Source organism: Caenispirillum bisanense (assembly GCF_900230255.1).
GTDB classification, from domain to species: Bacteria; Pseudomonadota; Alphaproteobacteria; order Rhodospirillales; family Rhodospirillaceae; genus Caenispirillum; species Caenispirillum bisanense_A.
In genome coordinates this window covers 38,643-50,458 of record NZ_OCNJ01000012.1, presented here as the reverse complement: position 1 = coordinate 50,458, position 11,816 = coordinate 38,643, and the positions used below count along the sequence as shown (strand labels likewise).

The following is an 11,816-nucleotide window of genomic DNA, read 5'->3' as shown; positions in this document are numbered from 1 at the left end:
CCCTTGGTTTACAACAGCGGTTGGATATCCTCGGCAGCGGCGCGCGTCGGCTGCGGCAAATCAGGGTCATTTTACGCGCGGCAGGAGATTTGACGCATGGCGCTCGACCGACGCTTGCACGCCATCCTGGCCCGGCTGGAGGCTCCGGGCGGCGAGGCCGTGGCGGCCCTGCGGGCGCTGGAACGCCTGCTGCCGGAGCGGGCGAGCCTGGCCGACGTGCTGTTCGTCGGCCTGCACCACCTGCGCCAGGACATCGACGATCCGTCGCTGGTGGTGGAGACACGGCGCCTGACCGCGCAGGCGGAGGCGGCCGAACGGCGGGCGGAAACCGCCGAGCGCCGAGTCGCGGCCATGGAGGCCGCCCTGCGTTCCGCTCTCGACGAGATCGAGGCGCTGCGCGGCGCCCTCGACCGGCCCGATCAGCCGTCCTCGTCGGGCGGCGCGAGGTCGGGGTAGGCGACCAGCAGGAACAGCGACACGCCGAGCGCCGCGAGGCGGATGGTGGCCTGCGTCCCTTCCACCAGATCCTCGCGCCATTCCCCGCCGATGCGGCGGTTGACCAGGCAGGCCGGGCGGTCGGCGGAGAACAGCAGGATCTCCTTGGCCGTGCGCTGGCGGCGGTAGACTGCCAGCCGCGCCGCATCCTCGGGGCCGAGGTCGGTGACGTCGGGCACCACCAGGGCGATGAGCGCGACATCGGCCCGCCGCCCCACCTTGGCCGGGATGGAGACGATGACGTCGGCGATGCGGTAGTGGTCACCCGCCTCGTCCTCGATGCCGACGCCGGCCCCGGCGTCGATGCGCTGGCGGCCGTCGGCGCGGCGGGCGCAGCCGGTGATCGCGCCGAACACCGACAGGCCCCGCATCACCAGCGGCTCGGGCCGCGGCGACAGCGTCACCACCTCGCCCGCCACCAGCTCCTGGCGCCAGCCCATGGCGCCCATGTTGGGGTCGGCACTGATGAACTCCTTGAGGCGCATGGGGACTCCTGCTTGCGATGCCGATCCTTCGGATGAGCGGCTGACCAATTGCGGTGGTCGGGATTTTAGAGCATCCTTTCCGCGATTCCATTGCAAGATGCCGGGACCGACCGATGAAGAAGATGCCGATGCCGCCGCCGGCGACGCTTCAGCCGCGGTACTGGGGCAACCTCTCCCAGTATCACGAACTCTACGAGCCGGAAGGTCTCGTCGATGCGGTCGAGGATTTCGACAAGCTGTGGAGCAAGATCAACTGGAAGACCTTCCAGGCCTCCACCCATTCCCGCATCACCGACGCAGACAAGCTCGAGAAGATGCGCAAGAGCATGGCCACCACCTGGGCCAAGCGCATGAAGAACGTGCATGGGCAGCTCGACAGCATCGTCCTGAAGTCGCGCAAGCTCATCGCCGACATCCCGGGCGACAAGAAGGAGGCGGTCAAGCCGCTGAACGCGCTGCTGCCCGACGTGACGCGGTTCCGCAAGGGCATCCCCCTCAAGTTCGACGACAGCGACTTCCTGGAAGCCATCGAGGCCCTGCAGGGCGACGATGACGACTCCGGCGGAGGCGGCGCCGGCGGCAAGGGGAAAGGAAAGGGCAAAGGCAAGGACAAGGACAAGGACAGCGAGAAGGAAAAGCCCATCGACGCGGGCGCCTTCCGCAAGGCCGCCGCGGCCATCGCCACCGCCGCCAAGAGCGGCGGAGCGCCGGCTTCGACGGTCGCCAGGATCCACGGCGAGGCGCTCGACATCATCGGCGGCCACAACAAGGACCAGCGGGCGCAGAACCGCTTGTTCAAGAGCCTGATGCCGCTCGGCGGCGACAAGATCGCCAAGCAGGTGGCCAACGGCCTCAAGGATCGCGCCGCCGCCAAGATCGCCGACTCGCTGCCCGACGACGTCGCCGCCAAGCTGAAGAAGGTGGGCTTCAACCCCGGCGCCAAGAACGAGAACAAGCAGAAGCTGGAGAAAATCGCCAAGGAAATGGAAAAGTCGACCGCTGCCATCAAGAAGGCGCTGGAGACTTCCTACAAGCACATCGGCAGCCTGACCAAGGCCGCCAACGGCAACGCCATGATGAACAAGAAGCTGGACGAGACGGAGAAGCTTCTCGACATCATGTCGCGCATCTACGGCGACATCGAGTCCTTCACCGGCACGGTGACGGAAGCGGCCGAACTGATGAAGAACGGCAAGCCGACCAACGGCATCCGCCTGGAAAAGCTGGAAGCCGACCGCCTCGCCAAGGCCTTCGGCCTGCTGGAACGCTGGGCGGCGAGCTGGCAACGGATGGTGTAGGCGGCGCGACGCGCCCCTTCCCCTTCCCCTCCCCCACCCCTTGTCATGCGCGGACTTGATCCGCGCATCCACGACGTCCCCGGCGGCGGCCGCGCGGCGCCTCTGCCACGGCTGACGCCGTGCACGCCGTGGATGGCCGGGCCGAGCCCGGCCATGACGAATTCAGCTGTGTTTTCAAAGGGCTGACATGGTGGGCGGCGCCCCCCCGGCGGCAACCGCCCGGCGCCTTCCCCCACACCCGCCGCGCCGGGTGACGTCAGTGTCCGGCCTTGCCGTCGCTCGACCCGACATGCGGTTCCACGTCGTGCGACCACTTGTCCATGAGCGCCAGCACCATGCCCGAGACGGCGATGGTCAGGTGGATGGCGATGAGCCAGGGCACCTGCTCGGGGTCGGGGCCGTCGGGGTCCATGAAGACCTTCAGCAGCTGGATCGCCGAAATGGCGGCGATGGAGCCCAGCAGCTTCAGCTTCAGGCCGCTGAAGTCCATGGTGTCCATCCACGCCGGGCGGTCGTGGTGATCGCGGGCGAAGCGGGACACGAAGTTCTCGTACGAGACGAAGATCACCATCAGCATCAGGTTGGCGAGCAGGGTCATGTCGACCAGCGCCAGCACCATCAGCACCACCTGCTGCTCGGTCATGTCGAAGATGTGCGGCAGCAGGTGCAGCAGTTCCTGGCCGAACTTCAGCATCAGCGCGGCGATGCCCAGCACCAGCCCGACGTAGAACGGGAACAGCAACCAGCGGCTGGCGAACAGCCCATTCTCGATCTTGTGTTCCACCCCGATGATCCCCCGAAAGTGGTAAGTGACGGTCGGGGCGGACTTTGGCACGACCCGCCGCGGGAGGCAACGGGCGGTGCCGCACATGCGAACAGCCCGGCCACGAACGGCCGGGCTGCTGCATTCGACAGGGTAATCCGGCGCTTACGCCGCGGCCCGGGCCGGCTGCGGCAGGCGGATCAGGTAGTCGAAGGCCGAGAGCGCCGCCTTGGAGCCCTCGCCCATGGCGATGACGATCTGCTTGTAGGGCACGGTCGTCGCATCGCCGGCGGCGAAGACACCCGGCACCGACGTACGACCGCCGGCATCGACCTCGATCTCGCCGCGCGGGCTGAGGGCGACGGTGCCCTTCAGCCACTCGGTGTTGGGCACCAGGCCGATCTGCACGAAGATGCCTTCCAGCTCCAGGGTGTGCAGGGCGTCGGTGGTGCGGTCCTTGTAGGTCAGGCCGGTCACCTTGTTGCCGTCGCCGACCACCTCGGTCGTCTGGCCGGAGGTGATGACGGTCACGTTGGGCAGGCTGTGCAGCTTGGCCTGCAGCACGGCGTCGGCGCGCAGCTTGGTGTCGAACTCGATGAGCGTGACGTGCGCCACGATGCCGGCCAGGTCGATGGCCGCCTCGACGCCCGAGTTGCCGCCGCCGATCACCGCCACGCGCTTGCCCTTGAACAGCGGGCCGTCGCAGTGCGGGCAGTAGGCCACGCCCTTGTTGCGGTAGTCGTCCTCACCCGGCACGTTCATCTGGCGCCAGCGGGCACCGGTGGACAGTACGACGGAGCGCGACTTCAGCACCGCGCCGCTCGCCAGGTGCACCTCGATCAGGCCGCCGGTCTCGGTCGCGGGCACCAGCGTCTCGGCGCGCTGCAGGTTCATGATGTCGACGTCGTAGTCGCGCACGTGCTGTTCCAGCTGCGCGGCCAGCTTGGGGCCTTCGGTGTGGGAGACCGAGATGAAGTTCTCGATACCCATGGTGTCGAGCACCTGGCCGCCGAAGCGTTCCGCCGCGACGCCCGTGCGGATGCCCTTGCGGGCGGCGTAGATGGCGGCCGACGCGCCGGCCGGGCCGCCGCCGATCACCAGCACCTCGAAGGCGTCCTTCTGCTTGATCTTCTCGGCCTCGCGGGCGACGGCGCCGGTGTCGATCTTGGCCAGCACCTGCTCCAGGCTCATGCGGCCCTGGCCGAAGGTTTCGCCGTTGAGGAAGATGGTCGGCACCGCCATGACCTTGCGGGCCTCGACCTCGTCGGGGAACAGCGCGCCGTCGATGGCGACGTGCTTGATGTTGGGGTTGAGCACGCTCATGAGGTTGAGCGCCTGCACCACGTCCGGGCAGTTCTGGCACGACAGCGAGAAGTAGGTCTCGAAGCGGTATTCGCCGTCGAGCGCCTGCACCTGGGCGATGACGTCCTGCGCCGTCTTGCTCGGGTGGCCGCCGACCTGCAGGAGGGCGAGCACCAGCGAGTTGAACTCGTGCCCCATGGGGATGCCGGCGAAGCGCACTTCGACGGCGGTGCCGGCGCGGCGGATGGCGAAGGACGGCGTGCGGGCGTCGTCGTCGGCGCGGACGACGGTGATCTTGTCCGACAGCGCGGCGAGGTCCGTCAGCAGCTCGTTCAGCTCCTGCGACTTGGCGCCGTCGTCGAGGGACGCGACCAGCTCCACCGGCTGGGTGATGTTCTCGAAGTAGGCCTTCAACTGGGTCTGGATGGTGCTGTCCAACATGGCGGCTGGGCTCCCCTCGGCGTGTCGGTTCGGAAGGTCCGCGAAGGCCCGGACGGACGCGACGTCCGGGCCTTCCACGGCTGATGCGGCAGACTTAGATCTTGCCGACCAGGTCGAGCGACGGAGCGAGGGTCTTCTCGCCTTCCTTCCACTTGGCCGGGCAGACTTCGCCCGGATGCGCGGCCACGTACTGGGCGGCCTTCACCTTGCGCAGCAGCTCGAGCGCGTCGCGGCCGATGCCGCCGGCGGTGATCTCGACGATCTGGATCTTGCCCTCGGGGTCGATCACGAAGGTGCCGCGGTCGGCGATGCCTTCTTCCTCGATCAGGACCTCGAAGTTGCGGCTGATGGCGAGGGTCGGGTCGCCGAGCATGGTGTACTTGATCTTGCCGATAGCCGGCGAGGTGTCGTGCCAGGCCTTGTGGGCGAAGTGGGTGTCGGTGGAGACGCTGTAGATCTCGACACCGAGCTTCTGGAATTCGGCGTAGTTGTCGGCCAGGTCTTCCAGCTCGGTCGGGCAGACGAAGGTGAAGTCGGCCGGGTAGAAGAACACCACCGACCACTTGCCCTTCAGGTCGGCGTCAGTGACGGTCTTGAACTGGCCGTCCTTGTAGGCATTGGCCTTGAACGGCTTGATCTCGGTGTTGATCAGGGACATCGAATTCTCCAGTGGTTGGGTGTGCCTCTCGACAGGAGTGAATGTAGCGAGGCCCAGACCAGATGAGAAATTCGTTATATTGCCATTTTTAACAGGCTGAATCGATCAAACAGGAAGGGAGCCGCGGCCCCCTTCCCCCGCCTGCCTCACCGCGGGTCGCGCAGGCCGCCCTTACGGACCAGGAAGTCGATGACCTCCGGCACGCCTTTGCCGGCCTTCACCTGGGCGAACAGGAAGGGCCGCTCGCCGCGCATCTTCCTGGCGTCGCGGTCCATCACCTCCAGCGAGGCGCCGACCATGGGCGCCAGATCGATCTTGTTGATGATGAGCAGGTCGGAGCGCGTGATGCCCGGCCCACCCTTGCGCGGGATCTTGTCGCCCGCCGACACGTCGATGACGTAGAGCGTGATGTCGGCCAGTTCCGGCGAGAAGGTGGCCGACAGGTTGTCGCCGCCGCTCTCGACGAAGATCACCTCCAGGTCGGGGAAGCGGCGGTGCATGTCGGCCACCGCCGCCAGGTTGATGGAGGCGTCCTCGCGGATGGCGGTATGCGGGCAGCCGCCGGTCTCGACGCCGGCGATGCGCTCCGGCGGCAGGGCGCCCGAGCGGGTGAGGAACTCGGCGTCCTCGCGGGTGTAGATGTCGTTGGTGATGGCGGCGATGCGCCAGGTGTCGCGCATGGCCTTGCACAGGGCGTCGAGCAGCGCCGTCTTGCCGGAGCCCACCGGGCCGCCGATGCCGACGCGAAGGGGGGAGGATGCGGAAGCGGTCATGAGCGGAACAGCCTCGTGTACTGGGTTTCGTGGAACATGCTGAACAGGTCGACCATGGGCGCGGCGGCGCCGAAGTCCTCCGGCGGACGGGCGAGCGCGGCGCGGGCGGCGGCGGCGACGGCGGGGCCGAGCGCCGCCTGCACGCGCTGGCCGTCGGTCTGGCCGAGCGGCACCAGACGCACCGCCGCGCTCACCAGATTGGCGGTGAAGGCGTGCAGGAAAGCCGTCAGCGCCGGCGCCAGCGGCACATCGTGCGCCGCCGCCGCCACCGCCACGGCGACCGGATAGGCCGGCGGGCGGTCGAGGGCGGCGCAGCGCTCGGCCAGGGCATCGAGGCGCGGGTGCGGCCAGCTGGCCTGCACGGCGGTCAGGAAGGCGCGGCCCTGGGCGGCGCTTTCCAGCGCCAGTTCGGCGGTGCCGCGGAAGGCGTCGGCAACTTCGATCACGCGGTCCAGCGCGGCACCCTCGGCCGCCCAGGCGTCGCGGAACAGGTCGGCGTCGCTGCGGCCGGCGCCGTGGGCGAGCACGCCGCGCACCCAGTCCTCCAGCGTCGCCCGGTCATGCACGGCTCCGCTTTCCACCGCCCACTCCAGGCCGTGGGAATAGGTATAGGCGCCGACCGGGAAGGACGGCGACAGCCAGGTCATGAGGCGGTAAAGGGCGTCTTCAGTGATCATGGCCGTGGTCGTCTTGGTGGTGATGACCGTGGCCGTGGCCGTGCCCGCCGCCGGAATAGGCGCCGCCCTCCGGCTGGAAGGGGGCGGAGCGGCGGCGGACACCGGCGCCGAGGCCCTGCACCATGGCGGCGATGACGTGATCCCACGCGATGCGCAGTGTATGCGCGTCCACCACCTGCAACGGCAGATGCCGGTTGCCCAGGTGCCACGCCATGCGGGCGAGGTGCAGCGGGTCGGTGCAGGCGATGTCGGCCACCTCCTCCGCCGCCGCGACGACGCGCAGCACGCCGCCATCGTCCAGCGCGAGGCCGTCGCCGTCCACGAGCATGACGGCGTCCGGCAGGTCGAGCAGCACGTCGCCGCCGTCATCGACAGGCAGCCGGATGCGCCGCCGATGCCGCTCGGCCACGGGGAGGGTGACGGTCCCGACGGCGGACGCGGCGTCCCAGGTGCCGGCGGGAAGGACGGTGGTGGCTCGGGTCATGGGGGTGGTCCTTGGGCGTTGTGCTTTTTGTAGCCACCAAGACACCAAGGACACCAAGGGTGCCGCTTCGCGGCACGGGACGAGGGAGGGGAGGCCCTCCCTCGCGCTCCCTCCGCATTGTTTCTCCATTTCCTTGTCATGGCCGGACTTGATCCGGCCATCCACGGCGTCACGGCCGGCGGCCTTGGCTCCGTCCTCTACGACACGCGGCGGGGGAGCCGTGGATGCCCGGGTCGAGCCCGGGCATGACAAGGGAACAAGAGAGAGAAAGAAGCGACGATGCGATATCCTCTTGGTGTACTTGGTGCCTTGGTGGCTAAACCATCGGCGGACGATCAGAACAGGAAATACCGCTGCGCCATGGGCAGCACCTCGGCCGGCTCGCAGGTCAGCAACTCCCCGTCCGCCCGCACCTCATAGGTCTCCGGGTCGACCTCGATCACCGGGCACGCCCCGTTGTGGACCATGTCCGCCTTCCGCACCGTGCGGCAGCCTTCCACCGCCAGGACGGAGCGCGTCAGGCCCAGCCGCTCCGCCGCGCCGGATGCCGCGAAGGCGCCCGAGACGAAGGTGACGCAGCTCGCCCCCATGGCGCGGCCGAAGCTGCCGAACATCGGGCGGTAGTGGACCGGCTGCGGCGTCGGGATGGAGGCGTTGGGGTCGCCCATGAGCGCCGCCGCGATCATGCCGCTCTTCAGGATCAGGTCGGGCTTCACACCGAAGAAGGCCGGCTTCCACAGCACCAGGTCGGCCAGCTTGCCGACCTCCACCGAGCCGACGTGCCGGCTGATGCCGTGGGCGAGCGCCGGGTTGATGGTGTACTTGGCGATGTAGCGGCGCACCCGGACGTTGTCGTTGTCGCCCGTCTCCTCCTGCAGGCGGCCGCGCTGGACCTTCATCTTGTGCGCCGTCTGCCAGGTGCGGGTGACCACCTCGCCGACGCGGCCCATGGCCTGGCTGTCCGACGAGATCATGGAGAAGGCGCCGAGGTCGTGGAGAATATCCTCCGCCGCGATGGTCTCGCGCCGGATGCGGCTTTCCGCGAAAGCCACGTCCTCGGGGATCTTGGGGTCGAGGTGGTGGCACACCATGAGCATGTCCAGGTGCTCGTCCAGCGTGTTCACCGTGAAGGGCCGCGTCGGGTTGGTGGACGACGGCAGCACGTTGGCGACGCCGGCCAGCTTGATGATGTCCGGCGCATGGCCGCCGCCCGCCCCTTCGGTGTGGAAGGCGTGGATGGTGCGGCCCTTGAAGGCGGCCACCGTGTTCTCGACGAAGCCGCTTTCGTTCAGCGTGTCGGTGTGGATGGCGACCTGCACGTCCATCTCGTCGGCGACCGTCAGGCAGCAGTCGATGGCGGCCGGCGTGGTGCCCCAGTCCTCGTGCAGCTTGAGGCCGATGGCACCGCCGTCCACCTGCTCGCGCAGGGCGTCGGGACGGCTCGCGTTGCCCTTGCCGAAGAAGCCCATGTTCATGGGCAGGCCCTCCGCCGCCTGCATCATGCGGGTGAGGTGCCAGGGGCCGGGGGTGCAGGTGGTGGCGTTGGTGCCCTCCGCCGGGCCGGTGCCGCCGCCGAGCATGGTGGTGATGCCCGAATGCAGCGCCTCCTCCACCTGCTGCGGGCAGATCCAGTGGATGTGCGCGTCGATGCCGCCGGCGGTGAGGATGCGGCCCTCGCCGGCGATGACCTCCGTCCCCGGCCCGACGACGATGTCCACGCCCGGCTGTACATCGGGATTGCCGGCCTTGCCGATGGCCGCGATGCGGCCGTCCTTGAGGCCCACGTCGGCCTTCACGATGCCCCAGTGGTCGACGATGAGCGCGTTGGTGATGATGGTATCCACCGCCCCTTGCGCGCGCGAGCGCTGCGACTGGCCCATGCCGTCGCGGATCACCTTGCCGCCGCCGAACTTCACTTCCTCGCCGTAGGTGGTGAAGTCCTTCTCCACCTCGATGAGCAGGTCGGTATCGGCGAGGCGCACGCGGTCGCCGACGGTGGGGCCGAACATGTCGGCATAGGCGGCGCGGTCGATGCGATATGCCATGCTGTCAGTCCCCCAGGGTGCCGTCGACGTGGCCGTTGAAGCCGATGACCACCCGGTCGCCGGCATAGGCCACCAGCGTCACCGCGCGCGCCTGACCGGGCTCGAACCGCACCGCCGTACCGGCCGGGATGTCGAGGCGATGGCCGCGCGCCGCCGCGCGGTCGAAGTCGAGCGCGCCGTTGACCTCGGCGAAATGGTAGTGGCTGCCCACCTGCACCGGCCGGTCGCCGGTGTTCTTCACGGTGACCGTGACGGTGGGGCGGTCGGCATTGAGCACGATCTCGCCCGCCGCCGGGAGGATTTCTCCGGGGATCATGACGCGCCTCCTCAGCGGATGGGATGGTGGACGGTGACGAGCTTGGTGCCGTCGGGGAAGGTGGCCTCCACCTGGATGTCGTGGATCATCTCGGGGATGCCCTCCATCACCTGCTCGCGCGTCAGCACGCCGGCGCCGGCCTGCATGAGGTCGGCGACCGTGCGCCCGTCGCGCGCGCCTTCGACCACGTAGTCTGTGATGAGCGCCACCGCCTCGGGGTAGTTGAGCTTCACCCCCCGCTCCAGCCGCTTGCGCGCCACCATGGCCGCCATGGCGACCAGGAGCTTGTCCTTTTCCCGCTGCGTCAGGTTCATTGTGCTTTCGGTCCCCTATGGTTTTTGAACCACCAAGGCACCAAGACACCAAGGAGGCTGTGCCGATTGCAGCGCCTTCAGATCATTGTCATGGCCGGGCTCGACCCGGCCATCCACGGCGCCACCGGCGCAAGCCGTCTTGCCGCAGTGCCCGGACCCACCACGTGGATGCCCGGATCGAGTCCGGGCATGACACTGGCTGGGGGGTGATCTTCTCCTTGGTGTCTTGGTGTCTTGGTGGTTAATCCGCCCTCTCACACATGCCACAACCGCGGCAGCCGCGCCGGCAATCCGCCCGCCGCCTGCCGCAACCACGCCCACACGTCCGCAAAGTCCGCCCGCAGGGCCGCCGCGTCCCGGCCGAGCCAGCGCACCACCAGCACGCCGCCGACCACCGTCGCGCCGCGCAGCACGGCCTCGCGGCCCTCCAGCGCCCGCACGCCGTCGCGCAAGTCCTCCAGCCCCGCGCCGACGCACACCGCCGTCGCCGCCGCCACCGCGCCGCCGAAGCCGGCGGCGTGGTCGAGCGGGGCGCGCAAGGGTGCGTCCAGGTGCAGGGCGTCCATCCACACCAGCCGACCGCCGACGCGCACCTCCCAGGCATCGCGCAGCAGGCCCGTCTTAACCGATTCGCCGTGGGCGGTGCGGCCGAACACCACCATCTCGCCGGCCAGCGCGCGTGCATCCGGCGCGACCTCCAGCGTCGTGAGACGGCGCAGGCGGGCGGCGTCGAACAGGATGGTCTCCTGCGGCAGCCATTCGAGCCACGCCCCCGCACCGGCGGTCAGCGAGACGGTCACGCGCACGTCGGGGCCGAGGGAGCGGTAGACCTTCTCCGCCGCCTGCGCCATGACCAGCAGGCGGGCGCCGGGGTCGGCCTCGACCGCCACCTCCAGCACGTCGCCGCCGACCAGGCCGCCGGCGGTGTTGGTGAGGCAGGCGGTCAGCGGCTCGCCGGCCGCCACGCGCGGGAACAGGGCGCGCAAGGGGGCCGCCTGGTGCAGGTCGCGCAGGCCGCGCGGCCCGGCGGCGACGCGCAGGCGGCCGTGGAAGCGGGAGGGTGCGGGCTCACACCGTAAGGTGACGGCGGACATCCGCCTCCTCCATGCTGTCGCGGGTGCCGGCGAGCACCACCTCGCCGCGGTCCATCACAGCATAATCGTCGGCGAGGTCGCGGGCGAACTCGAAATACTGCTCGACCAGCAGGATCGCCATGTCGCCGCGTTGCCCGAGCAACCGGATGACCCGCTCGATGTCCTTGATGATGCTGGGCTGGATGCCCTCCGTCGGCTCGTCGAGCACCAGCAGGCGCGGCTTGGTGACCAGCGCGCGGGCGATGGCGAGCTGCTGCTGCTGGCCGCCGGACAGGTCGCCGCCGCGCCGGTGCAGCATGGACTTCAGCACCGGGAACAGCTCGAAGATCTCGTCGGGCAGGCGGCGCTCGCCGCGCGGCAGGCAGGCATAGGCGGTTTCCAGGTTCTCGCGCACGGTCAGGCGCGGGAAGATCTCGCGCCCCTGCGGCACGTAGGCGATGCCGCGCCGCGCCCGCTGGTGGGTCGGCAGGCGGGTGATGTCGTCGTCCTCCCACCGAATGGCGCCGCGGCTGACGGGATGCAGGCCGAGCACGGCGTTGAGCAGCGACGTCTTGCCGACGCCGTTGCGCCCGAGCAGGCAGAACACCCGCCCCTTCTGCGCCGTCAGCCCGACGCCGCGCAGGGTGTGGGAGGCGCCGTAGTGCAGGTGGATGTCGGATACCGTCAGCATG

Annotated in this window: 14 protein-coding genes; 2 read left to right on the top strand and 12 right to left on the bottom strand. The window is 69.2% G+C overall.

The genetic code is table 11. The features are described 5' to 3' along the window. Positions 1 to 96 precede the first annotated feature (96 nt). Positions 97 to 456, top strand: a complete 360-nt coding sequence (locus tag CRP50_RS21055) for a hypothetical protein (protein WP_097281170.1) — start codon at positions 97 to 99, stop codon at positions 454 to 456. Here CRP50_RS21055 and CRP50_RS21050 read toward each other — a convergent pair. Then, positions 420 to 980 carry a Uma2 family endonuclease gene (locus CRP50_RS21050; protein WP_097281169.1) on the bottom strand — a complete coding sequence of 187 codons (561 nt, stop codon included), beginning with the start codon at positions 978 to 980 and terminating at the stop codon, positions 420 to 422. The genes CRP50_RS21055 and CRP50_RS21050 overlap by 37 nt on opposite strands. Positions 981 to 1,093: 113 nt before the next feature. Here CRP50_RS21050 and CRP50_RS21045 point away from each other — a divergent pair, with 113 nt between their 5' ends. Continuing rightward, the gene (locus CRP50_RS21045) at positions 1,094 to 2,278 is read left to right on the top strand and encodes a hypothetical protein (RefSeq protein WP_097281168.1); all 1,185 of its coding nucleotides are present in this window, start codon (positions 1,094 to 1,096) and stop codon (positions 2,276 to 2,278) included. 256 nt (positions 2,279 to 2,534) lie between these two features. Here CRP50_RS21045 and CRP50_RS21040 read toward each other — a convergent pair whose 3' ends face one another. The 11 genes from CRP50_RS21040 to urtE form a co-directional block, all read right to left on the bottom strand. Beyond that, the gene (locus CRP50_RS21040) at positions 2,535 to 3,062 is read right to left on the bottom strand and encodes a TIGR00645 family protein (protein ID WP_217992098.1); all 528 of its coding nucleotides are present in this window, start codon (positions 3,060 to 3,062) and stop codon (positions 2,535 to 2,537) included. A 144-nt stretch (positions 3,063 to 3,206) separates the two neighbouring features. Further along, positions 3,207 to 4,784 (bottom strand): alkyl hydroperoxide reductase subunit F, encoded by a 1,578-nt coding sequence (ahpF, locus tag CRP50_RS21035; protein ID WP_097281166.1) that lies wholly within the window; start codon positions 4,782 to 4,784, stop codon positions 3,207 to 3,209. Between the two features lie 94 nt (positions 4,785 to 4,878). After that, positions 4,879 to 5,442, bottom strand: a complete 564-nt coding sequence (ahpC, locus tag CRP50_RS21030) for an alkyl hydroperoxide reductase subunit C (RefSeq protein WP_097281165.1) — start codon at positions 5,440 to 5,442, stop codon at positions 4,879 to 4,881. Positions 5,443 to 5,588: 146 nt separating this feature from the next. After that, positions 5,589 to 6,215 (bottom strand): urease accessory protein UreG, encoded by a 627-nt coding sequence (ureG, locus tag CRP50_RS21025; RefSeq protein ID WP_097281164.1) that lies wholly within the window; start codon positions 6,213 to 6,215, stop codon positions 5,589 to 5,591. Beyond that, positions 6,212 to 6,892, bottom strand: coding sequence for an urease accessory protein UreF (locus tag CRP50_RS21020; protein WP_097281163.1), 681 nt, complete (start codon positions 6,890 to 6,892; stop codon positions 6,212 to 6,214). The genes ureG and CRP50_RS21020 overlap by 4 nt, the downstream gene beginning before the upstream one ends. Further along, positions 6,882 to 7,376, bottom strand: a complete 495-nt coding sequence (gene ureE, locus CRP50_RS21015) for an urease accessory protein UreE (RefSeq protein WP_097281162.1) — start codon at positions 7,374 to 7,376, stop codon at positions 6,882 to 6,884. Before ureE ends, CRP50_RS21020 begins: the two co-directional genes overlap by 11 nt. 335 nt (positions 7,377 to 7,711) lie before the next feature. Continuing rightward, positions 7,712 to 9,421, bottom strand: coding sequence for an urease subunit alpha (gene ureC / locus CRP50_RS21010; protein ID WP_097281161.1), 1,710 nt, complete (start codon positions 9,419 to 9,421; stop codon positions 7,712 to 7,714). A 4-nt stretch (positions 9,422 to 9,425) separates the two neighbouring features. Beyond that, a complete protein-coding gene (locus CRP50_RS21005; RefSeq protein WP_097281160.1) occupies positions 9,426 to 9,737 on the bottom strand; it encodes an urease subunit beta in 312 nt (103 codons plus the stop codon). A gap of 11 nt (positions 9,738 to 9,748) precedes the next feature. Next, the gene (locus CRP50_RS21000) at positions 9,749 to 10,051 is read right to left on the bottom strand and encodes an urease subunit gamma (RefSeq protein ID WP_097281159.1); all 303 of its coding nucleotides are present in this window, start codon (positions 10,049 to 10,051) and stop codon (positions 9,749 to 9,751) included. Between the two features lie 254 nt (positions 10,052 to 10,305). Continuing rightward, positions 10,306 to 11,145, bottom strand: a complete 840-nt coding sequence (locus CRP50_RS20995; protein ID WP_097281158.1) for an urease accessory protein UreD — start codon at positions 11,143 to 11,145, stop codon at positions 10,306 to 10,308. Then, complete coding sequence (gene urtE, locus CRP50_RS20990; RefSeq protein ID WP_097281157.1) at positions 11,120 to 11,815, bottom strand: urea ABC transporter ATP-binding subunit UrtE; 696 nt, start codon at positions 11,813 to 11,815, stop codon at positions 11,120 to 11,122. Before urtE ends, CRP50_RS20995 begins: the two co-directional genes overlap by 26 nt. Position 11,816: the final 1 nt, after the last annotated feature.